Raw genomic sequence first — 25,952 nt, 5'->3', positions numbered from 1 at the left:
ATCCCGAAGACGTACTCACCTGTTCGAACGACGTTCCGGCCGCGGCCGGGGCCCGGGATCCAGGTATTCGACGACGTAGTCGAGAATCTGGGCGCGCCCGGTGGCCAGAATGTCGACGAGCCCGGCGCGGTGCAGGTCGACGGCCCAGATGTGCTGCGCCTGCGCCAGGTCGGGCGCGCGCCCCGGATCGCCGTAGACGAGGGCCGCCGACCCCTCCGGCGGCAGCGGCGCCAGCCAGCCGTCGCTCGTGGCGATCACCAGGTCGGCGGGGAACAGCGCCAGCGCGGCACCGCCCGCCCCGGCCCCGGTCAACACCGAGACGGTGGGCACGGGTGCCGCGAGGAAGTCGGAGAGGCAGTGCGCGATCTCCGCCGCCAGACCCTCCTCTTCGGCGCGCACCGACAGTTGGGCGCCGTGGGTGTCGATGACCGTCAGCAGCGGCAACTGCAGCTCCGCTGCCAGTGCGATCCCCCGCCGCGCCGCCCGCAGTGCCGCGACGTCGATCGCCTCGCCGGCACGTTGAGTGGGCCCGTCGGTCCCGACCATGACCACCGCGTGGCCGCCCAGCTGCACCAGCGCCACCTGCACCGGGCCATGATCGACGATCGGCGCGAACGGCACCGCGTCCAGCATCCAGTCGAGGCCGGGTCGGTCCGGTTTTCGCGACTGCTGCACCGCCGACCAGGCGTTCTCCGGATGTCCGGACGTACGGGCCCACGATCGCGGCACTTCGAGCGGGTCGGCCTCCGCCCGCCAGACCGCGAGAAGCCGGGCCACCCGGGCGGGCAGGTCGTCGACGTCGACGACGCCGTCGAGCACGCCGTGGCGATACAGGTTCTCGGCTTGCTGCACGCCCGGCGGGAAGGCCTCCCCGCGCAGCGTCGTCGCGACCTTCGGCCCCAGAAAACCGATGAGCGCGCCCGGAGCGCCCCACACCACGTGCCCCAGCGACCCCCACGAGGCGAGCACCCCGCCGGTCGTCGGATGGCGCAGGTACGCCAGGTACGGCAGGCCCGCGGCCTTGTGGGCGTTGACCGCCGCGGTGATCGCGGCCATCTGCAAGAAGGCCGGCGTGCCCTCTTGCATGCGGGTGCCGCCGGACGCGGGCAGCGCCAGCACGGGCAGTCCGCGGGCCGTGGCCCGCTGCAGGGCCGCCACGACGCGGGTTCCGGCCACCCGTCCGATGGAGCCGCCCAGGAAGCCGAACTCGCTGACGATCAGCACCAACGGAAACCGATCACCGGTGTCCGGGGCGGTCACCATGCCCACACCCGTCAGGATCGACTCGTCGACGCCGGTGCGCTCGGCGGCCCGCGCCAACTGCTCGGCGTAGTCCGAGTGCGCGCCGGAGTCGAGTCGTTCCGGATCGAAGGCGCCCAGATCGGCGTGCACCGGTTGCGGTGCCACCGGAATGTCCCAGCTGCACCAGTCCTCGACCAGCGCCGCGATCAGCTCCCGTGCGTTCACCGTCGACGATGCCCGTAGATCACGCGGCTCCGGGCCGCGATGTCCTGCACTGATCGACGCTTCGGCGACAGCACCACCCAGGCCAATCCCAGCGGGAACAGCGTGCACACCACGGCCCGGCCGAACGCCTGGAGCACGTGCAGATTGGCGGTGGACTTCCGGCGGACCACCTGCAGCCCCATCAGCCCCTGCCCCAGCGTGCGGCCGAACACGGTCCAGGCGATCACCTGATACAGAATGCAGCCCACCAGGAAACCGGGCACGGTGAACAACCACGGCACCGTCGGGAAGTCGAAGCTCCGGACGTCGACCAGAAAGGCCACGAACGCGACCGTGAGATAGGTGCCGGCCAGCATCGCCAGCACGGTGAGCAGGTCCAGGAATGCCGCCAGCGTTCGGCTCACGATCCCCGCGGTCCGCACCTCGGTCATGGCGTCGAGTCCTCATCGTCGGCGGCGTCGGACCGCTCCGTGCCCTTGCGCCGAAGCATGCGATTGACGAACACCTCGACGCGGTCGTCGGCGCGTTCGCTGCCGCCGCGGACATCGGCGATCATCTCCGTGCTCACCGTGGCGCTCGCGCCGCGGACGATGGAGTTCAGGTCGATCTCGTCGACGACGTTGGCGGCCACCGACGCGATGTCGGTGCGCTGCAGAATCGCGTCGATGTCCACGCGGGCCACGATCGCATCGATGTCGATCCGCGCGATGACGGCCTCCAGATCCAGCCCGGCTACCAGCGGGTTGAGGTCGATGGTGGCGAGCAGCGGGTTGAGGTCCACCCCCGCGAGCAGTTCATTCAGGTCGAGGCGGCTCACCAGCGCCTGCAGATCGAGGGCGCCGAGCACCCGGTCGAAGTCGACCGCCGACAGCAGCACCCCGGTCAGGTCCGCTTCCCCGAGGTAGGCGAACACCTCGTCGAGCGCGGCGCGTAAGACGGCCCGCGGCAGACCGACGACGGTGGAGACCGCTGCGCGCGGCACCGCAAGCACCACTTCCGTTGCGGCACGGGCCATTGAAACCAGTGGCAACTGCGCCAGCGCCCCCTCGCTGCGCCCCGTTCCCTCGACTTCAGTCACCGACACAGTATGCCGGATGCACACCGCCCCGAAGAGCCGGATACGGCTACTTCGGGGCGGGTCGACGAGCACTGCTCGTCACAGGTGGTGCTTACAGCGCGTCGAACAGCTCACGTGCCAGGCGGGCGGTCTCGCTCGGCGTCTTGCCGACCTTGACACCGGCGGCCTCGAGGGCCTCCTTCTTGGCCTGCGCGGTGCCCGAGCTGCCGGACACGATGGCGCCGGCGTGGCCCATGGTCTTGCCCTCGGGAGCGGTGAAGCCCGCGACGTAGCCGACGACCGGCTTGGTGACGTTGGCCTTGATGTAATCAGCCGCACGCTCCTCGGCGTCGCCGCCGATCTCACCGATCATCACGATGATCTTGGTCTCGGGGTCAGCCTCGAAAGCCTCGATGGCGTCGATGTGCGTGGTGCCGATGACCGGGTCGCCGCCGATGCCGATGGCGGTGGAGAAACCGAGGTCACGCAGCTCGTACATCATCTGGTAGGTCAGGGTGCCCGACTTCGACACGAGGCCGATCGGACCCTTGCCGGTGATGTTGTTCGGCGTGATACCGACCAGCGACTCGCCCGGGGTGATGATGCCGGGGCAGTTCGGGCCGATGATGCGGGTCTTGGCGCCCTTGTCCACGTTGTAGGCCCAGGCGTACGCCGAGTCCTGCACCGGGATGCCCTCGGTGATGACCACGAGCAGCGGGATCTCCGCGTCGATGGCCTCGAGCATGGCGTCCTTGGAGAACGCCGGCGGCACGAAGGCGATCGAGGTGTCGGCTCCGGTGACCTCCATGGCCTCGGCGACGCTGCCGAAGACCGGCAGTTCCACGGCGTTGCCGTCGGCGTCGACGTGGCTGACAGTGGTGCCGGCCTTGCGGGCGTTGACACCGCCGACGACGTTGGTGCCGGCCTTGAGCATCAGGGCGGTGTGCTTGGTGCCTTCACCGCCGGTGATGCCCTGCACGATGACCTTGTTGTCCTTGTTCAGGTAGATAGACATGTTGTTGCGGCCCCTTACTTGCTTGCCAGTTCGGCAGCCTTGTCGGCGCCTTCGTCCATCGTCTCGGCGAGGGTCACCAGCGGGTGATTGGCCTCAGCCAGGATCTTGCGGCCTTCCTCGACCTTGTTGCCGTCGAGGCGGACCACGAGCGGCTTGGTGGCCGCGTCGCCCAGCTTCGCCAGCGCGCCGACGATGCCGTTGGCGACAGCGTCACATGCGGTGATACCACCGAAGACGTTCACGAAGACGCTCTTGACCTGCGAGTCGCCCAGGATCACGTCCAGGCCGGCGGCCATCACGTCGGCCGAAGCGCCGCCGCCGATGTCCAGGAAGTTGGCGGGCTTCACGCCGCCGTGGTTCTCACCGGCGTAGGCGACGACGTCCAGGGTCGACATGACCAGGCCGGCGCCGTTGCCGATCACGCCGACCTCACCGTCGAGCTTGACGTAGTTGAGGTCGTTCTCCTTGGCCTTGAGCTCAAGGGGGTCGGTGGCGTCGGTGTCCTGGAAGTCGGCATGGCCGGGCTGACGGAAGTCGGCGTTCTCGTCCAGGGTGACCTTGCCGTCGAGGGCCAGGATCTGATCGTCCGGGGTGCGGACCAGCGGGTTGACCTCCACCAGCACGGCGTCTTCGGCGACGAAGACCTCCCAGAGCTTGGCGATGGTCACCGCGGCGGCGTCGAGGACCTCGGCCGGCAGGTGGCCGGCTTCGGCGATCGCGCGAGCGGTGGCCAGGTCGACACCCTTGGTGGGGCTGACCGCGATCTTCGCGAGACGGTCGGGGTTGTTCGCGGCGACTTCCTCGATCTCCACGCCGCCTTCCACCGAGCACATGGCCAGGTAGTTGCGGTTGGCGCGATCGAGCAGGAAGGAGATGTAGTACTCCTCCGCGATGTCGCTGGCCTCGGCGACAAGAAGCTTCTTGACGACGTGGCCCTTGATATCGAGCCCGAGGATGTTATCGGCGTGGGACTGTGCGTCATCGGGGGTACCGGCGTACTTGACGCCTCCGGCCTTACCACGGCCGCCGACCTTCACCTGCGCCTTGACCATCACCGGCTTGCCGATTTCCTCGGCGATCGCCCGTGCGTCGGCTGCGGAGTCGGTAACTCGACCGGGTGTGGTCGGTACCCCATGCTTGGCGAACAGTTCCTTCGCCTGGTACTCGAAGAGATCCATTCAGCTCACCATCTGAGTGTGTTCGGAAATGCCCGCGAGGTAACGCGGACCACAAAGAACTGTAGTCGCGTGGGCGCGCCACGTCGGCCTCGACCCCGGCCCTTGTGCAAAGAATCACTTACCCGTCGGTAGAAATGTCCGCGCCGGTGAGAGGGCCGCGATGTCGAACTCATTGGTGCGGAGAAGACAACGGGTGGACGTGACCCCCCATTGTTGGCTACCGTTCATGAGGTTGATAACGAGAAGGTCACGACGAAGCACGACCTATCGATCTGATTCTGAGGTGAATGACTTGGCTGCACGCAGCGAAATGGGCGCGACGGCCGTCGTCGACCGCACGGACATGGCGTCCCCCATGACCCGCCACGACGCAGCCACGACCCGCGACTTCCCGCTGCCGTCGCGCTCGGCCCGTCTGGGCCTCGGTGGCCCCGCCATCTCGTCACCCGTCACCCCGGCGCCCGACGCGGCCCCGGTCGCCGCGTCGACCACGCAGGATCCCCCGAACAACGACGGCCCGAAGATCACCGCCACCGGACGTCATCGCAGCGGACCGCCGGCCGCCATGAAGGCACGCGCCGCCCTGGTCGCCGTCGCCGCCGGCGCGGTCGCGATGGCCGTCGGCGGGTCGGGCGCCACCGACTCTCCCGCGGCCGAACCCGCGACCACCGACATCGTGCCGTTGGCCGCAGGCGCCGACGGCACCGCGGTCGGCGCCCCCGCGCTCGCCTCCACCACCTCCGACCTCGACGGTGGCGTGGTCCCCGCGGCCAGCAAGGCCGACATGGGCGGCTACGGCAAGCAGTTGGCCGTCGGCAAGCAGCTCGCTGCGGCCGCCGCCGCGCGCGACGCCGCTGCACGCAAGCCGATGTTCGCCGCCCCGATCAAGGCCAAGTACAGCTTCACCTCCGCCTACGCCGAGCGCTGGGGCAGCTTCCACGGCGGCGTCGACCTCGCCGCCCCGCTGGGCACCCCGATCCACGCCGTCTCCGACGGTGTCGTGATCGAGGCCGGACCGGCGTCCGGGTACGGCAACTGGGTACAGGTGAAGGCCGCCGACGGCACCGTCACCATGTACGGCCACATGGCCAGCTCGGGCGTCCTGGTGAAGGAAGGCCAGAAGGTCACCGCGGGCGACATCATCGCGCTGGTCGGCTCCGAAGGCTTCTCCACCGGCCCGCACCTGCACTTCGAGGTGTGGCGCGACGGGTCCACCAAGATCGACCCGATCCCCTGGCTCGCCGCCAAGGGCGTCAGCATTCGCTGACCCGAGACTCGTCCTCCGCGCCGCGGCTCTCTCCGGAGGGCCGCGGCGCTGTCGTTCGGCGCGTCGGCGGTCAGAGTTTCTCGCCGGGCAGGCCGCCCAGCGTCAGGAGCGTCACGCGTCCCACGTTGCCGCCGAAGTCGAAGGTGATCTGTTCGGTCGGCCCGGCGCCCACCTTGGCGACGGCCTTGCCCAGCCCGTACTTCGGGTGACTGATGCGGTCGCCGATCTCGTAGACGACGGACTTGTTGCGTCCGCGGGTGGGATCGGACGAGTACGACGACCGGCCGCGCATCCCCTCCCCCGACGATCCGGTGGAACCGAAGCCGAACGGGCGTCCCGTCGAGCGTGATTCGCCGTCCCGGCCGAAACCGCCGTGCGACGAACGCCGCGGCGCGGTGCGCTTCCAGTCGATCAGGTGCTGCGGAATCTCTTGCAGGAAGCGTGATTCCGGGTTCTCCACCGGCTGCCCCCACGCGGCGCGCATGATCGCGCGGGTCACGTACAGGCGCTCGCGGGCCCGTGTGATGCCGACGTAGGCGAGGCGTCGTTCCTCGCTGAGTTCGGCGGCGTCGCCGAGGGCTCGTGCGTGCGGGAACTGGCCGTCCTCCCAGCCGGTCACGAAGACCACCGGGAACTCCAGGCCCTTGGCGGTGTGCAGGGTCATCAGCGTGACCACCCCGTCGCCCTCGTCGGGCACCTGGTCGGCGTCGGCCACCAACGCGACCTTCTCCAGGAACGCGGCCAACGAGCCCGGCTCGGGCTCCCCGTCCCGCTGCGCGGCCGCGTCCTCGTCGAGGTCGTCGGTGCCAAGGTCCAGGTCGTCGAGTTCCTGCGCGGCTTCCAGGCTGAAGTCGTGGGCGACGGCGACCAGCTCGTTGAGATTGTCCAGGCGCGCACCGTCCTGCGGGTCGTTGGACGCCTCGAATTCGGCACGGTAACCGGAGCGCGCGACGATGGCCTCCACCAGGTCGCCGATGTCGGCGCCCTCGGTGCTCGCGTCGGCGCCGGCCCCGTCGTCGTCGGAGAACGACAGCAGGAACTCCTGCCGCAGTCCCTCGATGAGGTCGACGAACCCGCCGATCTGCTTCACCGCGCGCGTATTCAGCAGCGGCACACGGCCTTCCGCGCCTTCGAGCAGTGCCTGATAGAAGCTGAGATCGAGGTTCTCGGAGTGCACCGCGACGCAGGCCTCCGCGCGGTCGCCGATGCCGCGGCGGGGCGTGTTCAGGATCCGTCGGAGGCTCACCGAGTCGTCCGGGTTGGCCACCACCCGCAGGTAGGCGACGATGTCGCGCACCTCCTTGCGCTCGTAGAAGCGCGTGCCGCCGACCACCTTGTACGGGATGCCGTGCCGGATGAACGCTTCCTCGATGGGCCGGGAGCCGGTGTTGGTGCGGTAGAAGACGGCGATGTCGGAGTACGACGCCGACTGCGCGCCGCCGATCGAGTAATCGGTGAGCTCGTCGATCTCCTTGGCGATGAACTGCGCCTCGGCGCGGTCGGAGTCGGCGACGTAGCCGACGATCAGTTCGCCGTCACCGGAGTCGGTCCAGAGCTTCTTGGCACGACGGTTCGGGTTCTGCGAGATCACCGAGTTGGCGGCGGTCAGGATGGTCTGCGTGGATCGGTAATTCTGTTCCAGCAGAACGGTTTCCGCGTCCGGGTAGTCGCGCTCGAACTCTTCGATGTTGCGGATCGTCGCGCCGCGGAAGGCATAGATCGACTGGTCGGAGTCGCCGACCACGCACAGCTCCGACGGGGCCGTGCCGCCCTGGCCGGGCTCGCCGACGAGCTCGCGGACGAAGACGTACTGCGCGTGGTTGGTGTCCTGGTACTCGTCGACCAGGACGTGCCGGAACCGGCGGCGGTAGTACTCGGCCACCTCGGGGTGCCGCTGCAGCAGCCCCACCGTCTCGCCGATGAGGTCGTCGAAGTCGAAGGCGTTGGCCGCGAGCAGGCGGCGCTGGTACTCGTCGTACACACGCGCGATGTCTTCGGCGGTCTGCCCCTGCTGCGGCTGGATCTCGCCGAGCGTGGCGGCGACCTCCTCCGGCGACTTGAGGTCGTTCTTGAAGTTCGAGATCACCGTCGACAGTCCGCGCGGCGCGTACTTCTTCGGATCCAGATCGAGGTCGCGGACCACCATCGACAGCAGGCGACGCGAATCGTCGGAGTCATAGATGGAGAAGTTGGAGTTGCGGCCCGGCAGCAGCGACGACTGGGCGCGCAGAATCCGCACGCAGGTGGAGTGGAAGGTGGAGACCCACATGTAGTTGGCGCGCGGACCGACCAGCTCGATGACCCGCTCGCGCATCTCGGCGGCGGCCTTGTTGGTGAAGGTGATCGCCAGGATCTGGCCGGGCGTCACATCGCGCTCGGCCAGCAGGTAGGCGATTCGTCGGGTCAGGACGGCGGTCTTGCCCGAACCGGCCCCGGCCACGATGAGCAGGGGCGAGCCCGAATGCAGCACCGCCGCGCGCTGCTGGGGATTGAGGCCGTCGAGGAGCTGGTCAGAAGTGGTCATCATCGCCTGTCCAGGGTACCGGCGGGCTCGGACACTGCACCTTGGGGCACGGTCAGGGCGCGTAGGCGGCGACGATCGGTTCACCGACCCGCCCGGCACCGGTGTGCAGGGCCAGGCCGTCGGTCAGCGGGCGCACCGTGAGGTGCTCGCCGTGGCCGCCCAGCTGGAAGTAGACCGGGTGCAGGCCGGCGCGGACCGGGACCCGCAGTTCGCGGCCGCCGAGCGAGACGCCGATCTCGCCGTCGCGGTTGGCGCAGTAGCTCAGCGACACCGTCCAGCGCCATTCGATGAGCGGTCCGGACAGGGCCAGGCGGGTGCGCTCGGTCAGCCCGGGATCGGCACAGGTGCCCTCGCTGGGTGCCACCTCGCGCATCGGGCTGACGCCGCCGGGCACCATCGACCCCTTCTCGTCGAGCACCATCAGCTTGTCGGTGTGATCACCGAAGCGCGGGCGATCGTCGAGCCGCCCGAAGACCCGGCTGATCTGGTTGTTCGGGTAGGCGACCGGGGTCAGCACCTCCAGCGGCAGGGCCTGGTCGAACATCACCAGGTCCGAGTGCTCGGCCAGGGAGGCCTGCGCGGTCGCCAGGTAGGCACCGGTCGGGTCGCGCTGCCACGACGTCGAGAACGCCGCGGTGCTCACCAGCGCGGACACCAGGATCACCACGGCCCCGGCCAGCACCCCCGCGCGGGCCGCGGGATGCGGCGCGGCCGGGGCTCCGTGCGCCCCGCGCGCCGGGCTGGCCGCCACCAGGGCCATCGCGAGCGCGAAGACGAGCGCGGTGTCGGGCAGGTAGCGCATGGTCTGCGCCAGTTCCAGCGCGGTGGCCTCGCTCGACCGGTTCCACATCACCGGCAGTTGCGCGGCCACCGCGTACAGGGCGGCGCACACCACGATCGACACCGCGCCGCGCCGCGTCTGCCACGCCCACACCGCGGCACCCGCGATCAGCACCCAGCCGGCCACGATCATCCAGACGGCGGGGAACCCCATGGGCGGTGACGGAATCCAGCGGTCCCACTCCCACGGGCCGCCGACGGTCGACGGCACGATCGCCGAATTGAGGCTGCGCCACACCAACTTCCACATCTGGCCGAGCGAGTGCGAGCCGGCCGTCGCGGTCGACACCGACAGGAAGATCACCACCCAGACGACGAAAACGCCGCTCAGCCAGGCCCACAGCGCGCGGGCCCGGGTGAAGGTGACCGTCAGCGCCGACGACCGGTAGTCGCCGGTCCCGACGCCCGGCTGCATGCGGACCACCAGCAGCGCGGCCACCGCCGCCACCGGCAGGATGAACAACGACTTCTCGAAGAAGGTCAGCGCCACCACGAACGCGATCACCGAGGCGATCACCAGGTTGCGGCGCCGTCGCGGGTCGTCGTTCTCCCGCACCAGCAGCACGGCGTTGCCGACGATGAACGCCATGGCGGCCTGCATGGGCAGCGTGTTCAGACCGGCTGCCCACCAGACGTAGGCGCTGACCGTCATCGGGACGAAGAGGTAGAAGCCCAGCGCCACCAGCGCGCCGATCCCGGCGCGGGCGCTGCGACCCACCACGATGCGGATCATCCGCCACACCGCGAGCGAGGCCAGCAGCTGCAGGAGCACCAGCGTCAGCGCGGGCAGCCACCACTGCAGCGGCGCCAGCACGGTGGTGATGCCGGCCAGCAGGAACGCGCCCGGCATGAAGTGGCCGTCGTGGCTGTGCCCGAGGTACTCCCAACTCAGGATCGGACTCGACGACGCGCGCCCGATGATGATCAGGTCGTCCCAGTAGAAGTCGCCGCGGGCCACCAGCACCACCCGCACCACGAGCTGGGCGACGATCAGCACGATCGCGCCCAGTGCGACGCGGGAAATGGCCGGGGCGCGCTCGTCGGTCATTCGACCAGTGTGACACCGCGACCGACACTGGCCCCGGCCCCCTCCGGCCGACATGGCAAAATCACCCATTGTGAGCGACCAGGACCCCCAGCAGCAGTTCTCCGAGATCGACCTGTCGGGCTACGACTTGGGCAGCGATGTGGCCGACCTGCCCGACGACATCGACGAACTGCGCGGCGAGATCGACCGCATGGACGCGGTGATCCTGGCCGCGGTGCAGCGTCGTTCCGCGGTGTCGAAGAAGATCGGCGTCGCACGCATGGCCGCCGGCGGCCCCCGCCTGGTGCACAGCCGCGAGGTGAAGGTGCTCGAGCGGTTCTCCTCGCTCGGCGCCGAGGGCCACACCCTCGCCATGCTTCTGCTGCGCCTGGGCCGCGGACCGCTGGGTCGCTGACCTCCCGGCCCGACCTTCCCGCGAGACGACTCCGCTCCCGCGAGACGTTTCCGTTCCCGCGGGCCTTCCAGAGGTCCGCGGGAACGGAAGCCTTTCGCGGGAGCGGAGTGCTTCCTGGGGAGCGCGACTACGGGGTGCGGCCGCGGGCGGCGCGGTACCAGCGGATCAGCGCATCGGTGGAGCTGTCCGGCAGCGGCGCGGGCGACTGCGGGTCGGTGACGACTGCCAGTCGTGCGTTTGCCACCGCCTTGCCCAGTTCCACGCCCCACTGATCGAACGGGTTGATCCCCCACACCATGGCCTGCACGAACGTCTTGTGCTCGTACAGCGCGATGAGCTGACCGAGGACCGACGGCGTCAGCCGCGGCGCCAGGATCGACGTGGTGGGCCGGCTGCCGGGCATCACCTTGTGCGGCACCAGCTCGGGCGCAACGCCTTCGGCCTTCAGCGCGCGCTCGCGCTTGCCGAAGGCCAAGACCTCGGTCTGCGCGAAGAAGTTGCTCATCAGCAGGTCGTGCATGGATCCGCCGTCGGGCGTCGTGAGGTCGGTGAGCGGCTCGGCGAAACCGATGAAGTCCGCCGGAATCAGCCAGGACCCCTGGTGCAGCAGCTGATAGAAGGCGTGCTGGCCGTTGGTGCCGGGCTCTCCCCAGACCACCGTGGCCGACGCGGCGTTGAGCTTGCGGCCGCCGCGCGTCACCGACTTGCCGTTGGATTCCATCACCAGCTGCTGCAGGTAGGCCGGGAAGCGGGTCAGGTCGTTGGCGTACGGCAGCACCGCGTGCGACTGCGCGTCCCAGAAGTTCGAGTACCAGAGGCCCAGCAGCCCAAGCAGGATCGGCGCGTTCGCCTCGATCGGCGCGGTGCGGAAGTGCTCGTCCATGCGGTGGAAGCCGTCGAGCAGGTCGGCGAAGTTGTCGCGGCCGACGGCGATCATCAGGCTCAGGCCGATGGCGGAGTCCAGGGAGTAGCGACCGCCCACCCAGTCCCAGAAGCCGAACATGTTGTCGGTGTCGATGCCGAATGCCGCGACCTCGGCGGCGTTGGTGCTCACCGCGACGAAATGCTTGGCGATCACCGTCTCGTCGCCGTCGGCCTGCTCCAGCAGCCACGTGCGGGCCACCTTCGCGTTGATCAGCGTCTCCTGGGTGGTGAAGGTCTTGGAGGCGACGATGAACAGCGTGGTCTCCGGGTCCAACTCGGCGAGCGTGGCGATCACATCGCCCGGGTCGACGTTGGAGACGAAGTGTCCGCGGATCCGCGGATGCCGGTAGTACCGCAGCGCCTGGTAGCCCATCGCGGGGCCGAGGTCGGAACCGCCGATGCCGATGTTCACCACGTCGGTGATGGCCTTGCCGGTGTAGCCGGTCCACGCGCCGTCGCGCACGGCGTCGGAGAAGTCGCCCAGGGCGGCGAGGACGCGGTGCACGTCGGCCACCACGTCGTGGCCGTCGACCACCAGTCGCGCGTCCGCGGGCGACCGCAGCGCCACGTGCAGTGCGGCGCGGTCCTCGGAGGTGTTGAGGTGAGCGCCGGCGAGCATCGCATCGCGCAGTTCCTCCACGCGCGCCTCGCGCGCGAGGCCCGCGAGCAGACCGAGCGTGTGCGCGTCGGCCAGATTCTTGGAGTAGTCGATGTGCAGATCGGCCGCGTCGACCACCATCTCGCGGCCGCGGTCCGGTTCGGCCGCGAAGAGATCGCGCATCTGGCGTGTGGCCAGGTCCCGCTGGTGATCGAGCAGGTCCGACCAGGCCGCCGTCGCGGTGATGTCGAGATCGTCGTTGCTCACACGCGCTGCGATGTCGGGGTCCATTACCTCACCCTAGTAGTGCCCGGATTCCGACAGGCGGTGCGTCGGGATTACTCGCCCGTCACGCGTCAAACGAGCTTGGCGGACAACGCATCCGGGAGGTATTTGAGCGCGGCGGCGATCGGCGTCCAGGGCCAGGCCGGCACCTCGGAACGACGGCGCTCGGCCTCGATGGCGGCGACCATGGCGCGCACGCCGTCGTCGGTCTCGGACATCAGCTTGGTCTTGACCCCGCGGTTGATGTCGGTCTCGATGTAGCCCGGCAGGATCACGCTCACGGTGATGGGGCTGCCGGCGAGTTCGGTCTGCAGCCCCTGGCCGAGCGCGGAGACCCCGGCCTTGGAGGCGCTGTAGGCCGCCTGCGCCTTGGGCAGCCCGCGCACCGCACTGATGGAGCTGATCAGCACCAGGTGCCCGTGGTTCTGCGCGCGGAAGATCTCCATCGCCGCCTCGGCCTGAGCGAGGGCCCCGAGGAGATTGGTCTGCACGGTCTCCAGGTTCGCGGCGGCGTTGCCGGTGCCGATCGGGGCGCCCTTGCCGAGTCCGGCGTTGACGATCACGCGGTCCACACCGCCGAGCCCGTCGGCCAGTTCGGCGAACGCGCGGGGCACGTCGTCGAAGTCGGTCACGTCGAGGCCGCGCACCACGACGCGTCCGGCCTGGTCGGCGAGCTCGGCGGCCAGCGCGTCGAGCTTCTCGACGCGGCGCGCGGCGAGCCCCAGGGAACGCCCACGGGCGGCGAACTGGCGGGCCATGCCTTCGCCGAGTCCGGAACTGGCACCGGTGATGATGATCTTGTCGCGGGTCACACCCGAGGAATCTACCGGGTGCTTCGGCGGCGAGCGCCCCACTGCGATCGATGCGCGATCGTGACTCCACTGCGTCCCCGTGGTCCTACGCGATCGCCCGCCTGATCCCTATTGTCACTTTTATAACTCTGGTCACAACAACGGGAGAGCCCATGCGCTCAGCGACGTCCCTGCGTCACCGACTGCGCCTACCGCTGACGGCGACGATCGCGGTCGCCGCCACGTGCGCGGTCAGCCTGGCCGTCGTCGGTCCCGCGAACGCCGCCCCGTGCGGCAACCCCAGCAGCGGGTCGAGCGGATCTCTCGGCGGCCTCGGTTCGCTCGGCGACCAGACCCCGCCGACCAGCCCCGGTGCCGGACCGCAGGGTCCGCTCCCCAGCTGGCGAAACTCCACCTCGCGGGTCGTCTCGTGGGTCACCGGACCGAAGAGCCCGAACGACACGCTCGCGCGGTTCTCCGTCTCCGGTACGGATCTGGGCGTCGCGTGGGACAACGGCCGCGGCCAGACGCTGATGGCCTTCGGCGACTCGTTCGGCTACTGCAACGTCGCCGGACAGCAGTGGCGCAACAACCTGCTGACGCGGACCGACGACGACGATCTGTCCGACGGAGTGACGATCGCCCCCGGTCGCCCCGGCGACACCTCGTCGGGCGCGGTGGTGACGGCGGAGGCACCGAACTTCGCGGTCGAGATGGTCCGCGCCATCAAGCAGGACTTCGTGGAGATCACCACCATCCCCACCGCGGGAATCAGCGTGGGCGGCAAGCAGTACGTCAACTTCATGTCCGTGCGGAAGTGGGGCGCCGCGGGCGTGTGGGACACCAACTACGCCGCCATCGCCGTCTCCGAGGACAACGGCCAGACGTGGACACCGCAACCGTCTACCGCGATGATCAACGCGCCCGTCACGGTCGCTCTGCCCGCTGCCGCCCCGACCTTGAACGTCAACAACAGTCGCTTCCAGCAGAGCGGCTACGTCAAGGGCCACGGCGACGACCCGTACATCTACCAGGTGGGCACCCCCAACGGCCGCTTCGGCCGCGCCTACCTCGCTCGCTTCCGTCCCGAGGACATCCTGAACCTGTCGGCCTACGAGTACTGGCTGGGCACACGCTGGACCAGCGACCTCAGCCTCCTGAGCGACGACTCGGCCATCATCAAGGCCGCCATCACCGAACTGTCCGTCTCGTGGAGCGAGTACCTCGGCAAGTACATCCTGATCGACGGCGACAACGCCATCCGCCTGCGCACCGCCACCACGCCGGAAGGTCCGTGGAGCGCGCCGCGCACGCTGGTGCCCGCGGGGGCCGTCGTCCTGTACGGGGCGATGATGCTGCCGCAGTCGCCCGCTCTCACCAGCGCGACCGATAATCGCTTGTACTTCAACGGATCTCGGTGGAGCGACTACAACGTGATGCTCGTCGAGTCGAAGCTGCAGAAGGGCTGGTGACGCGCCCCCGGCGCGCGCAACGCGGCTACTTCAGCAGTCGGGACATCCGCCGATCGGCGAGCACCTTCCCGCCGGTCTGGCAGGTCGCGCAGTACTGGAACGAGCGGTCGGCGTAAGACACCTCGCGCACTTTGTCGCCGCAGACCGGACACGGAAGTCCTACGCGCGCATGCACTTTCAGTCCGGTGCGCTTCTCCGCCTTGAGCTTGCCCACGCCCAGCCCGGCCAGCCGCTCGGTGGCGTCGATCAGGGTGGACCGCACGGCGTCGTACAGGGTGTCGACCGCCGCGTCATCCAACGACTTGGCGATGGCGAACGGCGACAGCCGTGCCGCGTGCAGGATCTCGTCGGAGTAGGCGTTCCCGATGCCCGACAGCACGCGCTGATCGGTGAGCAGGGTCTTGATCCGTGCTCCACTGCCGGCGAGCAGTGCGCCGAACGCGGCGCGGTCCAGCGACAGCACGTCCGGTCCGAGTCCGGCGATGCGTTCCACCTCGTTCGGGTCGCGAACGACCCACGCGGCCAGTCGTTTCTGGGTGCCGGCCTCGGTCACGTCGAAGCCCTCTCCCGGCAGTCCGCAGTGCACGCGCAGAGCGATCGGCCCCTTGCCGCCGGGCCGCGGCGGAGTCGGCGCGAGCGACTCGCTCCAGCGGATCCAGCCCGCCCTCGACAGGTGGATCACCAGATCGATCTGCGGCTCGGCGTCGGCCGGGTCGCCGGGCACCGTGCGGATCACCAGGTACTTGGCGATCCGTTCGACGCTCGCCACCGTTCGTCCGACCAGCGCGGTGTACGGCGGCTCGGCGGTCTTGAGCACCGACAGCGACGCGACGTCGATCCGCCGAATCGGCAGAGCCGCCATGCGGCCGTCGAGGAACTCGGCGAGGGCGGCCACTTCGGGAAGCTCGGGCATGCCTCCAGTGTGCGCGCAGCAGCGGGTCGGTGTGCTTGGGTAGAGGAATGACGCTCCCCGGCGGGTACCGCCACTCCGATGCCGAACTCGCGGCGATCATCGCCGAAGGCGCCGGACAGCTGTTGCTCGGTGTGGGACACGGAGCGCTCCTGGACCGGGTCCAGTTGGGCGACCTCGGCGACGCCCTCGCGCAGGCCTGGATCTCGCGGGTACTGCAGCGCCAGCGACCCGACGACGCCGTGCTCTCCGAAGAAGCAGAAGACGACCTGACGCGCCTCGCCGCCGAGCGCGTGTGGATCATCGATCCGCTGGACGGCACCTCCGAGTTCTCCCGCGGCACCACGCACTGGGCGGTGCATGTGGCGCTGACCCGCAACGGGATTCCCGACGTCAGCGCCGTCTCGCTGCCCGCGCAGGGACAGCTCTTCCGATCCGATGCAGTGCCGCGGGTGGGCGGCGAGCTCACCGGCCGGATCGCGGTCTCCCGCTACGGGCACTCGTATCCGAGTGCCGCGGTGGCCGAACGGCTCGGGCTGCGCGCCGTGCACATCGGCTCGGCCGGCGCGAAGGCGATGGCCGTGGTCCGCGGCGACGTCGACGCCTACCTCCATGCCGGCGGACAGTACGAGTGGGACAACTGCGCGCCGGTCGGCGTCGCACTCGCGGCGGGCCTGCACTGCTCACGTCTGGACGGCAGCGAGATCGTCTACAACAATCCCAAGCCCTACCTGCCCGACTTCGTGATCTGCCGCACGGAGATTGCCGAGGACGTGCTCGACACCCTCCGCTACTTCACCTGACCCCGCCCGCCGGTGTCAGGCGCGGACCTTGGGAAGTCCGTGAATCCGGGAGCTCAGGTCCAGGACCAGCTGGCGCGGCACCAGGCGGCGCAGGAGGAAGACCACCTCGGCGCGGTTGCCGCGCGCGTAGAACGGCTTGGGCTTCTCGGCCAGCGCCGCACTGACGATCTGCTCGGCCATCGCCTCGGCGGTGATGCCCTTCTTCTCGTTCTCGGCGGTGGTGGTCGAGACGATCTCGTATTCGTCGCGGTACGGCGAGTTCTCACCGATATGGATGGTGCGGCGGTCCCCGATACCGGTGGCGATGGTGCCCGGCTCCACCGAGATCACGCGCACCCCGTACGGCGCCACCTCGCGGCGCAGCGCGAGGGCGTAGCCCTTGATGGCCGACTTCGTGGCGGCGTAGGTGGAGCGGAAGGCGATCGGGAAGCTCGACAGCATGGACCCGACCATGATCACCGTGCCGCGGCGGCGCTCGCGCATACCGGGGAGGACAGCCTTGGTCAGGGCCACCGGGCCGAAGACGTTCACCGCGAAGATGCGCTCGATCTCGTCCATCGGGGTGTCCTCGAAGGCGCCCGCGTGGCTCTCACCGGCGTTGTTGACGAGGATGTCGACCACGCCGACCTCGTCGGCGCAGGTCTGTGCCGTGGACAGATCCGCGTTGTCGAGCCGGACGTAGGTGACACCGGGAATCGGATCGGAGACCGAGTCCGGATTGCGGCTGGTGCCGTAGACCCGGAGGCCGGCGGCGACGAACTGGCGGGCCACCTCGGCACCGATACCGCTGGAGGCACCGGTGACGAGGACGGTCTGGGGCGAAGCAGCGTGCGTCATGTGCTCACCGTACCGGCTAGTACAGGAACTCCTGCGACGCAGAGCATTCCCGGGTGTTAGGGGTTCTCCGGGTCCTGGCTGCCGGCCCGCTGGAATCCGGCGGAGCGCGCCGCGCCCTCGGTGGCGAACCAGACCTGGGCGATCACTTCGGCGAACCAGGGATCGCTCGGCAGGTGGTACAGGTCGGTGTCGACATCGCCCTTGATCGGATAGCCGTCCGGCGCCTGCTGCCGGTCCGACGCCAGCGGAAGGTGCCCGCCGATCGGCACGGGGACCCGGTTGCCGTCCGCGTCGAGGTAGGACCCGACGCCGTCGCCGGTGGCGGTCTTCTTGACTTCGGGCACCGGCGGGGCGGTCGGGACCACCGGCTCCCCCGTCGGCGCGCCGACGAACCCGGACTGCGCCTCCGGTGCCGGGCCGGAGAGATCCACCATCGGCAGATTCGGGTCGTGCGAGTCCGGCCGCGGCGCGTGCCGCACCTCATCGGGGTTCTTGGGTCCCCGGGTGAGCAGCCATCCGCCGCCGATGATCGGAATCAACAGCAGGAGCAGCAGGAGCCACCACCAGGCGGAGATACCCGATCCGCCGCCCTCTTCGGCGAGCAATAGGGCCGGCGCCGCCAGGATCGTGGTCGTCATCGTGTCTCCGCTTCGTCAGTGGCTTTGGCCCCGGATGCTATCGGCTTTCACTCTCCCACTGCGGATTTCACGCGGCGCGGCCGACCTGCGGTTTGTGCTCCCGGCAGGATTCGAACCTGCGACACCCGCTTTAGGAGAGCGGTGCTCTATCCCCTGAGCTACGAGAGCGGATCTGGCGCGGCCGTGCTCGTGGGGTGGACGGCCGCCTGAGGAAGTCTACGTCAGGACGCTCGGGGCCCGTGCCGGCCGTCGCGCCGGACGACAGACCTAGCCGAAGATCTCGCGGAAGCGCTCCAGGGAGCGGTGGACGTCGCCGTGGACGGCCTTGGCGGCGGCCTTGCCGACCGGGCCCATCAGCGGCAGGCCGCCGAGGTCGATCAGGAAGGTCACCTTGGAGCCGGTGCCGTCGGGCTCGACGGTCAGGTCGATCTTGGCCTTCACGCCGCCCTTTCCGTTGCCGGAGAAGCGCACTCGGCGCGGCGGGTCGTAGGTGTCGATGGTCCAGTCGAAGCGGACGCGCGTGCCCTTCGCCTTGACCACCGACGTGGCCTTGGTGCCGACGGCCAGTCCGGTGGGCACCTCGCGGCGCCAGCCGTCGTGGAGCAGCAGCCAGTCGTCGAAGCGGGCCAGATCGGAGGCGGCCGCGAAGGTATCGTCCGGGGTGAGATCGACGGAAATGGAATCACTGGTCTTCGCCATGGTTGATGAGCCTAATGTCTGCGCCGCCGCACGGGCACTGCTGGGCGCGGTGATTCTCGGGCACGACGGCGTGATCGCACGGATCACCGAGACCGAGGCCTACAACGGGCCCGACGACCCCGCCTCGCACGCCTTCACCCGCACCCCGCGCTCGGACCTGATGTACGGCCCGCCCGACCGGCTCTACGTCTATCGGATCCACGGTCATCACTGCGCGAACATCGTCACCAGCGACGAGGGGCAGGGCGCGGCGGTGCTGCTGCGGGCGGGCGAGATCGTCGACGGCCTGCCGGCGGCGCGTGCCCGACGCGACGACGTCCCGGACGTCCAGCTGGGCCGCGGGCCCGGCAATCTCGCCAAGGCGCTGGGCATCACCATGGCCGACCACGGCACCGACGTCCGAGTACCGCCGGGGATCGTCGTGCAACGCCTGCCGGAGCCGCTGCCCAACGAGCAGATCGGCGTGGGTCCGCGGGTCGGCGTCCGACTGGCCGCGGACCGGCCGTGGCGCTTCTGGATAGCGCAAAGCCCGACGGTGTCCGTATATCGGCGGCACCGTCGGGCTCAGACGCGAGCGGGCTAGTTGCCCTCGGGCTTGTTCTCCGGGGCCTTGGCCTCGGGGGCCTTGTTCTCGACGCCGACGGCCTTGCGCGCCGCGTCCTGCGCCTTGTCGACCTGGCCGGCGTACTTGCCGCCGGTGGCCTTGTCGACCATGTCGCCGCCCTTCTCGATGAGATCGGGGTTCTTCTGCAGCGCGGACTTGGCCTGCTTGACCAGATTCTGAAGGTTCATACCGTCGATTCTAGTGGCATCGGCGCCGTTCAGTGCGGTACAGGATCGGCCGCGGAATGCTCCAGCAGTGCGGCGGCTTCCGCCGCGGCACGACGATCCAAGCGCGCCTTGAGAATTCGCGACGAGATCTCGATGATCACCATGCCGATCAGCGCGCACACGCCCGCGCGCCACATCATGGAGCCGTTGGACGAGTCCAGCTTGAACATGTCCTGCGTGAACGGCCAGAGGAAGATGATCACGTAGGCGACGATCGCGGTGGCCACGAGGACGACCTTCCACCAGTTCATCGGCCGGGCCACCACCACGAGCACCCACCAGGCCATCGCGATCATGGCGGCCAGGGTCGCCGTGGCCGCCTGCGTCTGACTGGTGGAGAAGTCCGTTTCGGCGCCGATCACCGACACCGTGGAGGTCTCCGGGCTCACCCACAGGTAGCAGAGGAAGACGAGGCAGCCGATGATCAGTCCGTTGGGAATGGCCTGCGTCAGCACGCGCCGCACGAACCCGGTCTTGGCCCGCTCGTTGTTCGGCGCCAACGACAGCACGAAGGCCGGAACGCCGATGGTGAACCACGCCGAGATGGTGACGTGGATCGGCTGGAACGGATAGCTGATCGGCTGGTCGCCCATCCAGTGCGCCACCAGCCCCGCGATGCCGATCGCCAGGGCCAGGAACACCGCGTAGATGGTCTTGGTGAGGAACAGGTTCGAGACCCGCTCGATGTTGCCGATCACGCGCCGCCCCTCGGCCACGACGTACGGCAGGGTGGCGAACTTGTTGTCGAGCAACACGATCTGCGCCACCGAACGCGCCGCCGACGACCCGGCGCCCATCGCGACGCCGATGTCGGCGTCTTTGAGGGCGAGGACGTCGTTCACGCCGTCGCCGGTCATGGCGACGGTGTGCCCGCGCGACTGCAGCGCCTCGACCATCGCCCGCTTCTGGTCCGGACGCACCCGGCCGAAGGTCACCCCGTCGGTCACCTGGTCGGCGAGTGCGTCGCGGTCGGTGGCCAGCTCGCGCGCGTCGATCGCGGTCGCCGACGTACCCAGGCCGAGCGATTCGGCGACGGCGCCCACCGAGCGGGCGTTGTCGCCGGAGATCACCTTGACGTCGACGCCCTGCGTGGCGAAGTAGCGCAGGGTGTCCCCGGCGTCGGGCCGCACGCGCTGTTCCAGCACGATCAGACCGACCGGGGTCAGGGTGCCGGGCACCCGCGAGTCGCCGGCGGGTTCGGTGTCGACCGGCACGTCGGTGGCGCCGACGAGCAGAATGCGCAGGCCCGTCGCACCGAGCTCGGAGGCCAGCTGCGCGGTCGACGATGCCGGGTCGAGCAGCACGTCGGGGGCGCCGATCAGCCAGTTGCCGTGCGCCGCCCCGTCGGACCCGACGAACGAGACACCGCTGAACTTGTTGGCCGACGCGAACGGCAGCACCGCCGAGGGTGTCCAGTCCGGCGCCTCAGGGTAGGCCTCGAGGATCGCTTCGATGCTGGCGTTGGGGTGCTTGTCGGCGGCGGCGATCGCCGCCAGCGCCGCGGTCACGTCGGCGGCGGCGTAGACGTCGTCGACCACCCGCACCTCCGACAGGCGCATGCCGTTCTCGGTGAGAGTGCCGGTCTTGTCCGTGCACACCACGTCCACGCGGGCCAGGCCTTCGATGGCGGGCAGTTCGTTGACCAGGCACTGCCGTTGGCCGAGCCGGATCACCCCCACCGCGAAGGCGATGGAGGTCATCAGCACCAGCCCCTCGGGCACCATCGGAACCAGGGCGGCGACCATGCCGAGCAGGGCGTCGTTCAGCTCCTGCCGGCTGACCCACAGCTGGTTGTAGATGGTCAGCGCGCCGGCCGGAATCAGGATCACCGTGATGACGGCGAGGATCTTGTTGATGCCGCTGCGCAGCTCCGACGAGACCAGGGTGAACTTGGAGGCCTCGGCGGCCAGCTGCGCCGCGTAGGCGTCGGCCCCGACCTTGGTGGCCCGGTACGAACCGGAGCCGGCCACCACGAAACTGCCCGACATGATCGGGTCGCCCACGGCCTTGTCCACGGCATCGGCCTCGCCGGTCAGCAGCGACTCGTCCACGTCCAGGGCTTCGGATTCGACGGTCTCACCGTCGACGACGATCTGGTCGCCGGGCCCGAGCTCGATGAGGTCGCCGAGCACCACCTCATCGGGCGCGATGGGCGCGCTCACACCGTCACGCCGCACCACGGGCTGTGCCTGCCCGACGATGGAGAGTCGGTCGAGGGTGCGCTTGGCCCGCACCTCTTGAATGATGCCGATCCCGGAGTTGGCGATGATCAGCAGGCCGAACAGGCCGTTGATGAAGGAACCGGTGTAGGCCACGATCGCGAACAGCACACCGAGGATCCCGTTGATCGGCGTGAACACGTTGGCCCGCACGATGTCGGTGACGGTGCGGCCGGTCTTGTCCGGCTGCGAGTTGATCTGCCCGGCGGCGACGCGTTCGGCCACCTCGGCGGCGGTCAGCCCGGTGGGCCGCGTATCGATCGGTGTACTCATGCGCAGCGCTCCCACCAGGTCGGATCGTCGAAGGCCGTGCCGGTGCGCGAGCCCACGTCGGCGGCGGCTCCGGGTCGGGGCACCACCACCGGGATACCCGCGCCGCCCGCGGCGGTGAGCAGGCGCTGCACCGGATCGGCCCACGTGTGCGGCGCCAGCAGGAACGTGCCCCAATGGATCGGGAAGAACAGCGACTCCGCCTTCGCCGGCCCGTTGAGCAGGCGGTGCAGCACCACCGCTTCCTCCGGATTCACGTGCACGTCCGGCCACAGCGGGTCGTACGCGCCGATCGCCATGATCGTCAGGTCGAACGGCCCCAGCAATTCCCCGGTCTCGGCGTACCGCTCGGTGAACCCGGTGTCGCCGGAGAAGAACACTCGGTGGCGGGGTCCGACGACCACCCAGCTGACCCACTGGGACAGGTTGCGCACCAGGCCGCGCCCGGAGAAGTGCCGCGCGGGGGTGGCGTGGAACCGCAGCTGCGTACCGCGCACGTCGAGGGTGACCCGCTCGAACCAGTCGGCGGTGTGGATCCGCTCGGCGGGCACCCCCCACGACCGCAGGTGCGCGTCCACGCCGATCGGCGCCACGAACTGCGCCTGCGGCTGCAGCGCGGCGAGCGCATCGATGGTCGCCATGTCCAGGTGGTCGTAGTGATCGTGCGAGATCAGGACGATGTCCACCGGTCCCAGCGCACCCACCTCGGCGGGCAGCGCGTGCATCCGCTGGGGACCGATCCGCTGCGTCGGCGAGCACCGCTTGCTGAAGACCGGATCGGTCAGCACGCGCACCCCGTCGATCTCGAGCAGCACGCTCGCGTGCCCCAACCAGGTGGCCGCCAGATCGGCGGGCTCGGCGTCGAACTTCGGGGTCAGCACCGGTACCGGCGCGCTCGGCACCCCGGGATTGCGTGCCATCTGGAGCGACATCGAGACGGTGGGACGGGTCGGCGGCGGACTGGGCTCGCGGTTGCCGAAGACTCCGTCGACGGCGAACGCCGACCCGGCGGTGGCGGCGAGAAGGTCCTCGTGGGTGGCGCCGAGCGCCCGCGCGGGAGCGAACCCGCGGTCGGCGAGCAGATCGACGGCGCCGGCGAAGGCGGTCTCGCTGAGCTGCGCTCCGGCGGCCCCGAGCCGGGCGGCCGCGCGGCGACCGCGGACCATGGCCGAGCCCACCGGTTCGGCCACCCCGTCGGACAGAAGACTTCGGATCGATGTCACGCTTGACTAGCCTAATCGCCACCTGCCGCTCCGGCGCTGCAGGTCACACTTCACGCGCCGCGCGCGGCGCCGCATCCGATCCAGGAGGACCCCGCGATGACGTCTCGGCCCACGCCCTACGTGACCGACCCCGCCGAATACTGGGGCGGCATCGACGACGCCGTCGCCCGTGCCGGACTGGATTCCCCGGTCCTCGCCCTGGACCTGGGAGCGCTGGAGTACAACATCGCCGACCTGCGTCGCCGCTCCGGCGGCGTCCCGATCCGCGTGGCCAGCAAGTCGTTGCGCATCCGCTCGGTGATCGACGACGTCCTCTCCCGCCCCGGTTTCGCCGGCGTGCTGGCCTACGACGTGGCCGAGGCGCGATGGCTGGCCACCGCCTCCGGTGTCACCGACGTGCTGCTCGGCTATCCGAGCGTGCGCCGCACCGCCATCGGCGAACTGTTGGCCGACGACGTGGCGCTGGAGCGGGTCACGCTGCTGATCGACGATCCCGCCCAGCTCGACGTGATCGACGCGATCGCCGCGCCCGATCAGCGCGCGCCGCTGCGCGTGGCGATCGACCTCGATGCGTCGCTGCGCATCCTCGGCGGGCGCGTGCACCTCGGCGTGCGCCGCTCCCCCGTTCACGATCTGACGCAGATCCGCCGGTTGGCGCAGACGATCACCTCCCGCGCGGGCTTCACGCTGGTCGGCGTGATGTCGTACGAGGCGCAGGTCGCCGGGGTCGGCAACGGCGTGCCCGGACAGACACTGATGAACACCGCGGTGCGCGCCATGCAGTCGCTGTCGATGACCGAACTGCGGCACCGCCGCGGCCGCGCCATCGCCGCCGTCCGCGAGTACGCCGACCTCGAGTTCGTGAACGCCGGCGGCACCGGTTCGCTGGAGGAGACCGCCAAGGACGCCGCGGTCACCGACATCGCGGTCGGCAGCGGCCTGCTCGGCGGGCACCTGTTCGACACCTACCGGCACTTCCAGCCGGCCCCCGCGCTGGCCTTCGGGCTCGACGTGGTGCGTCGTCCCAGCCCGGACTACGCCACCTGTGCCGGCGGCGGCTGGATCGCCTCCGGTCCGCCGGGACCCGATCGCCTGCCCAAGCCGGTGTGGCCGACGGGTCTGGAATACGTCGATACCGAGGCCGCCGGAGAGGTGCAGACGCCACTGCACGGGAGTCAAGTGAGACACCTCCGTGTCGGAAGCAGAGTATGGTTCCGTCACACTAAGTCTGGGGAAGTGAGCGAGCGCGCCGAACAAGTGGCGTTGATCGCCCGCGACGAAGCCGGCCGAGCCGACGTCGTCGACGTGGTCCCCACCTATCGAGGCGAAGGAAAGTGCTTCCTATGACGACACAGGCCATCTGGACCAACTGGGGCCGCACCGTGCAGTGCCAGCCCAGCCGGTTGATCGCACCGCGCACCCCCGAGGAACTCGCTGCCGACATCCACGCGGCGAGCGAACGCGGCGAGAAGGTCAAGCCGGTCGGCGCCGGCCACAGCTTCTCCGAGATCGCCGTCGCGCCGTCGATCCAGCTCTCCATGGAGGGCATCGGCGGGCTGCTCGACATCGATGCCGCCCGCAGCCGCGTGACCCTCGCGGCCGGCACGCACCTGCACCAGATTCCCGGTCTGCTGGAACCGCACGGGCTGGCGATGGCCAACCTCGGCGACGTCGACCGACAGACGGTGTCCGGCGCGACCTCCACCGGCACGCACGGCACCGGCCTGGCGTTCGGCGGCATCAGCACCCAGATCGTCGGCGCCCAGCTGATCGACGGCCGCGGTGCACTGCACGTCCTCGACGAGGGCCACCCCGATCTGCCCGCCGTGGCCCTCGGCCTCGGCGCGCTCGGCGTGCTGACACAGATCACCCTGCAGTGCGTGGACGCCTACTCGATGCGGGCCCACGAGGCGCCCGGCAAGGCCGATGCGACGATCGACGGCTTCGTGGACAACTGCCGCGCGCACGATCACTACGAGTTCTACTGGTTCCCGCACACCGACTGCACGCTGACCAAGACCAACACGCGGCTGCCGGCGCACACGCCGGTCAGCGGCCCGAGCGTGGCGCGCCGCTACCTCGACGACGAACTGATCTCCAACGGCCTGTTCCGCGCGACCTGCGCGCTCAGCGCCGCGGTCCCGGCCCTGGCACCGAAGATCAACCAGGTGGCCGGCCGCGTGCTGTCGGACCGGACCTTCACCGACCGCTCGGACAAGGTCTTCATCTCCTCGCGCACCGTGCGCTTCCGCGAGATGGAGTACGCGGTGCCGTTCGAGGCCGTGCCCGAGGTGCTGCGGGAACTGCGCGCGATGATCGAGCGCGGCCGCCACCGGGTGAGCTTCCCGATCGAGGTCCGCGCGGCGGCCGCCGACGACCTGATGCTGTCCACGGCCGGCGGCCGCGAGTCCGGGTACATCGCCGTGCACCGCTACCACCGCGACGATCCGGCGGCGTCCGAGCGCTACTTCCGCGATGCGGAGGAGATCTTCACCGCGTACGAGGGCCGTCCACACTGGGGCAAGATGCACACCCGCGACGCCGACTACTTCCGGAGCGTGTACCCGCGGTTCGACGAGTTCCTCGCGGTGCGCGACCGGTACGACCCGAACCGCACGTTCAGCAACCCCTACCTGGACCGGGTACTGGGCGCCTGATCAGA

23 protein-coding genes and 1 tRNA gene are annotated in these 25,952 nt (G+C 69.7%); 7 read left to right on the top strand and 17 right to left on the bottom strand.

Translation table 11 applies throughout. The annotated features are described in order from the left end of the window. Nucleotides 1-15: 15 nt before the first annotated feature. The 5 genes from MUG78_RS09415 to sucC form a co-directional block, all read right to left on the bottom strand. On the bottom strand, nucleotides 16-1,467 hold the full coding sequence (locus MUG78_RS09415; RefSeq protein ID WP_246994169.1) for a carboxyl transferase domain-containing protein: 1,452 nt from the start codon (nucleotides 1,465-1,467) through the stop codon (nucleotides 16-18). Further along, on the bottom strand, nucleotides 1,464-1,898 hold the full coding sequence (locus MUG78_RS09410; RefSeq protein WP_246994168.1) for an RDD family protein: 435 nt from the start codon (nucleotides 1,896-1,898) through the stop codon (nucleotides 1,464-1,466). Before MUG78_RS09410 ends, MUG78_RS09415 begins: the two co-directional genes overlap by 4 nt. Then, nucleotides 1,895-2,545: a hypothetical protein gene (locus MUG78_RS09405; protein WP_246994166.1), complete on the bottom strand. Its 651-nt coding sequence runs from the start codon at nucleotides 2,543-2,545 to the stop codon at nucleotides 1,895-1,897. The genes MUG78_RS09410 and MUG78_RS09405 overlap by 4 nt, the downstream gene beginning before the upstream one ends. 91 nt (nucleotides 2,546-2,636) lie before the next feature. Beyond that, a complete protein-coding gene (gene sucD, locus MUG78_RS09400; protein ID WP_246994164.1) occupies nucleotides 2,637-3,539 on the bottom strand; it encodes a succinate--CoA ligase subunit alpha in 903 nt (300 codons plus the stop codon). A 14-nt stretch (nucleotides 3,540-3,553) separates the two neighbouring features. Then, nucleotides 3,554-4,717 carry an ADP-forming succinate--CoA ligase subunit beta gene (gene sucC / locus MUG78_RS09395; protein ID WP_246994162.1) on the bottom strand — a complete coding sequence of 388 codons (1,164 nt, stop codon included), beginning with the start codon at nucleotides 4,715-4,717 and terminating at the stop codon, nucleotides 3,554-3,556. Between the two features lie 283 nt (nucleotides 4,718-5,000). Between sucC and MUG78_RS09390 the strand changes: the two genes are divergently transcribed. Further along, nucleotides 5,001-5,984, top strand: coding sequence for a M23 family metallopeptidase (locus tag MUG78_RS09390; RefSeq protein WP_246994160.1), 984 nt, complete (start codon nucleotides 5,001-5,003; stop codon nucleotides 5,982-5,984). Between the two features lie 70 nt (nucleotides 5,985-6,054). Here the strand turns inward: MUG78_RS09390 and MUG78_RS09385 are convergent, their stop codons facing one another. Then, nucleotides 6,055-8,511: a UvrD-helicase domain-containing protein gene (locus MUG78_RS09385; RefSeq protein ID WP_246994158.1), complete on the bottom strand. Its 2,457-nt coding sequence runs from the start codon at nucleotides 8,509-8,511 to the stop codon at nucleotides 6,055-6,057. Nucleotides 8,512-8,560: 49 nt separating this feature from the next. After that, complete coding sequence (locus MUG78_RS09380; protein ID WP_246994156.1) at nucleotides 8,561-10,396, bottom strand: hypothetical protein; 1,836 nt, start codon at nucleotides 10,394-10,396, stop codon at nucleotides 8,561-8,563. Between the two features lie 70 nt (nucleotides 10,397-10,466). Between MUG78_RS09380 and MUG78_RS09375 the strand changes: the two genes are divergently transcribed. Then, nucleotides 10,467-10,790 carry a chorismate mutase gene (locus MUG78_RS09375; RefSeq protein WP_372493179.1) on the top strand — a complete coding sequence of 108 codons (324 nt, stop codon included), beginning with the start codon at nucleotides 10,467-10,469 and terminating at the stop codon, nucleotides 10,788-10,790. A 127-nt stretch (nucleotides 10,791-10,917) separates the two neighbouring features. Here the strand turns inward: MUG78_RS09375 and pgi are convergent, their stop codons facing one another. Beyond that, the gene (gene pgi, locus MUG78_RS09370) at nucleotides 10,918-12,603 is read right to left on the bottom strand and encodes a glucose-6-phosphate isomerase (RefSeq protein ID WP_246994153.1); all 1,686 of its coding nucleotides are present in this window, start codon (nucleotides 12,601-12,603) and stop codon (nucleotides 10,918-10,920) included. Between the two features lie 65 nt (nucleotides 12,604-12,668). Next, nucleotides 12,669-13,409, bottom strand: coding sequence for an SDR family oxidoreductase (locus MUG78_RS09365; RefSeq protein ID WP_308221346.1), 741 nt, complete (start codon nucleotides 13,407-13,409; stop codon nucleotides 12,669-12,671). A 152-nt stretch (nucleotides 13,410-13,561) separates the two neighbouring features. Here MUG78_RS09365 and MUG78_RS09360 point away from each other — a divergent pair, with 152 nt between their 5' ends. Beyond that, nucleotides 13,562-14,860, top strand: coding sequence for a glycoside hydrolase family 183 protein (locus tag MUG78_RS09360; protein ID WP_246994151.1), 1,299 nt, complete (start codon nucleotides 13,562-13,564; stop codon nucleotides 14,858-14,860). A gap of 25 nt (nucleotides 14,861-14,885) precedes the next feature. Here the strand turns inward: MUG78_RS09360 and MUG78_RS09355 are convergent, their stop codons facing one another. Next, complete coding sequence (locus MUG78_RS09355; protein WP_246994149.1) at nucleotides 14,886-15,773, bottom strand: DNA-formamidopyrimidine glycosylase family protein; 888 nt, start codon at nucleotides 15,771-15,773, stop codon at nucleotides 14,886-14,888. A 47-nt stretch (nucleotides 15,774-15,820) separates the two neighbouring features. On the opposite strand from MUG78_RS09355, the gene MUG78_RS09350 reads away from it, so the two are divergent. Continuing rightward, nucleotides 15,821-16,573 (top strand): 3'(2'),5'-bisphosphate nucleotidase CysQ, encoded by a 753-nt coding sequence (locus tag MUG78_RS09350; protein WP_246994147.1) that lies wholly within the window; start codon nucleotides 15,821-15,823, stop codon nucleotides 16,571-16,573. 15 nt (nucleotides 16,574-16,588) lie between these two features. Here MUG78_RS09350 and MUG78_RS09345 read toward each other — a convergent pair whose 3' ends face one another. The 4 genes from MUG78_RS09345 to MUG78_RS09330 all read right to left on the bottom strand — a co-directional run bounded on the left by MUG78_RS09345 (nucleotide 16,589) and on the right by MUG78_RS09330 (nucleotide 18,747). Continuing rightward, the gene (locus tag MUG78_RS09345; RefSeq protein WP_246994145.1) at nucleotides 16,589-17,410 is read right to left on the bottom strand and encodes an SDR family oxidoreductase; all 822 of its coding nucleotides are present in this window, start codon (nucleotides 17,408-17,410) and stop codon (nucleotides 16,589-16,591) included. Nucleotides 17,411-17,466: 56 nt separating this feature from the next. Next, nucleotides 17,467-18,048: a sunset domain-containing protein gene (locus tag MUG78_RS09340; RefSeq protein WP_246994144.1), complete on the bottom strand. Its 582-nt coding sequence runs from the start codon at nucleotides 18,046-18,048 to the stop codon at nucleotides 17,467-17,469. A 95-nt stretch (nucleotides 18,049-18,143) separates the two neighbouring features. Continuing rightward, nucleotides 18,144-18,216 (bottom strand) — tRNA-Arg (locus MUG78_RS09335). A gap of 99 nt (nucleotides 18,217-18,315) precedes the next feature. Then, nucleotides 18,316-18,747: a type II toxin-antitoxin system Rv0910 family toxin gene (locus MUG78_RS09330; RefSeq protein ID WP_246994142.1), complete on the bottom strand. Its 432-nt coding sequence runs from the start codon at nucleotides 18,745-18,747 to the stop codon at nucleotides 18,316-18,318. Here MUG78_RS09330 and MUG78_RS09325 point away from each other — a divergent pair. After that, a complete protein-coding gene (locus MUG78_RS09325) occupies nucleotides 18,725-19,330 on the top strand; it encodes a DNA-3-methyladenine glycosylase (protein ID WP_246994140.1) in 606 nt (201 codons plus the stop codon). The genes MUG78_RS09330 and MUG78_RS09325 overlap by 23 nt on opposite strands. Here the strand turns inward: MUG78_RS09325 and MUG78_RS09320 are convergent. The 3 genes from MUG78_RS09320 to MUG78_RS09310 are packed head-to-tail and all read right to left on the bottom strand — an operon-like array spanning nucleotide 19,327 to nucleotide 23,290. Further along, a complete protein-coding gene (locus tag MUG78_RS09320; RefSeq protein ID WP_246994138.1) occupies nucleotides 19,327-19,539 on the bottom strand; it encodes an antitoxin in 213 nt (70 codons plus the stop codon). The genes MUG78_RS09325 and MUG78_RS09320 overlap by 4 nt on opposite strands. 29 nt (nucleotides 19,540-19,568) lie before the next feature. After that, complete coding sequence (locus MUG78_RS09315; protein ID WP_246994136.1) at nucleotides 19,569-22,070, bottom strand: HAD-IC family P-type ATPase; 2,502 nt, start codon at nucleotides 22,068-22,070, stop codon at nucleotides 19,569-19,571. Next, a complete protein-coding gene (locus MUG78_RS09310; RefSeq protein ID WP_246994134.1) occupies nucleotides 22,067-23,290 on the bottom strand; it encodes an MBL fold metallo-hydrolase in 1,224 nt (407 codons plus the stop codon). Before MUG78_RS09310 ends, MUG78_RS09315 begins: the two co-directional genes overlap by 4 nt. A 96-nt stretch (nucleotides 23,291-23,386) precedes the next feature. Between MUG78_RS09310 and MUG78_RS09305 the strand changes: the two genes are divergently transcribed. Together MUG78_RS09305 and MUG78_RS09300 are read left to right on the top strand one after the other, a co-directional pair. Further along, complete coding sequence (locus MUG78_RS09305; RefSeq protein ID WP_246994131.1) at nucleotides 23,387-24,637, top strand: alanine racemase; 1,251 nt, start codon at nucleotides 23,387-23,389, stop codon at nucleotides 24,635-24,637. Further along, nucleotides 24,634-25,947 carry a D-arabinono-1,4-lactone oxidase gene (locus MUG78_RS09300; protein ID WP_246994129.1) on the top strand — a complete coding sequence of 438 codons (1,314 nt, stop codon included), beginning with the start codon at nucleotides 24,634-24,636 and terminating at the stop codon, nucleotides 25,945-25,947. The genes MUG78_RS09305 and MUG78_RS09300 overlap by 4 nt, the downstream gene beginning before the upstream one ends. Nucleotides 25,948-25,952: the final 5 nt, after the last annotated feature.

The sequence above is a fragment of the Gordonia alkaliphila genome, assembly GCF_023017165.1.
GTDB lineage: Bacteria > Actinomycetota > Actinomycetes > Mycobacteriales > Mycobacteriaceae > Gordonia > Gordonia alkaliphila.
This window is presented reverse-complemented; position numbering and strand designations above follow the sequence as displayed.

Excerpts from the sequence above, each read along its gene's own strand:
- MUG78_RS09410 (WP_246994168.1), bottom strand. The coding sequence starts at position 1,898 with ATGACCGAGGTGCGGACCGCGGGGATCGTGAGCCGAACGCTGGCGGCA.
- MUG78_RS09325 (WP_246994140.1), top strand. The coding sequence starts at position 18,725 with ATGGAATCACTGGTCTTCGCCATGGTTGATGAGCCTAATGTCTGCGCC.
- MUG78_RS09345 (WP_246994145.1), bottom strand. The coding sequence starts at position 17,410 with ATGACGCACGCTGCTTCGCCCCAGACCGTCCTCGTCACCGGTGCCTCC.
- MUG78_RS09340 (WP_246994144.1), bottom strand. The coding sequence starts at position 18,048 with ATGACGACCACGATCCTGGCGGCGCCGGCCCTATTGCTCGCCGAAGAG.
- MUG78_RS09300 (WP_246994129.1), top strand. The coding sequence starts at position 24,634 with ATGACGACACAGGCCATCTGGACCAACTGGGGCCGCACCGTGCAGTGC.
- MUG78_RS09315 (WP_246994136.1), bottom strand. The coding sequence starts at position 22,070 with ATGAGTACACCGATCGATACGCGGCCCACCGGGCTGACCGCCGCCGAG.
- MUG78_RS09330 (WP_246994142.1), bottom strand. The coding sequence starts at position 18,747 with ATGGCGAAGACCAGTGATTCCATTTCCGTCGATCTCACCCCGGACGAT.
- MUG78_RS09320 (WP_246994138.1), bottom strand. The coding sequence starts at position 19,539 with ATGAACCTTCAGAATCTGGTCAAGCAGGCCAAGTCCGCGCTGCAGAAG.
- MUG78_RS09380 (WP_246994156.1), bottom strand. The coding sequence starts at position 10,396 with ATGACCGACGAGCGCGCCCCGGCCATTTCCCGCGTCGCACTGGGCGCG.
- MUG78_RS09355 (WP_246994149.1), bottom strand. The coding sequence starts at position 15,773 with ATGCCCGAGCTTCCCGAAGTGGCCGCCCTCGCCGAGTTCCTCGACGGC.
- pgi (WP_246994153.1), bottom strand. The coding sequence starts at position 12,603 with ATGGACCCCGACATCGCAGCGCGTGTGAGCAACGACGATCTCGACATC.
- sucC (WP_246994162.1), bottom strand. The coding sequence starts at position 4,717 with ATGGATCTCTTCGAGTACCAGGCGAAGGAACTGTTCGCCAAGCATGGG.
- MUG78_RS09360 (WP_246994151.1), top strand. The coding sequence starts at position 13,562 with ATGCGCTCAGCGACGTCCCTGCGTCACCGACTGCGCCTACCGCTGACG.
- MUG78_RS09350 (WP_246994147.1), top strand. The coding sequence starts at position 15,821 with ATGACGCTCCCCGGCGGGTACCGCCACTCCGATGCCGAACTCGCGGCG.
- MUG78_RS09305 (WP_246994131.1), top strand. The coding sequence starts at position 23,387 with ATGACGTCTCGGCCCACGCCCTACGTGACCGACCCCGCCGAATACTGG.
- MUG78_RS09385 (WP_246994158.1), bottom strand. The coding sequence starts at position 8,511 with ATGATGACCACTTCTGACCAGCTCCTCGACGGCCTCAATCCCCAGCAG.
- sucD (WP_246994164.1), bottom strand. The coding sequence starts at position 3,539 with ATGTCTATCTACCTGAACAAGGACAACAAGGTCATCGTGCAGGGCATC.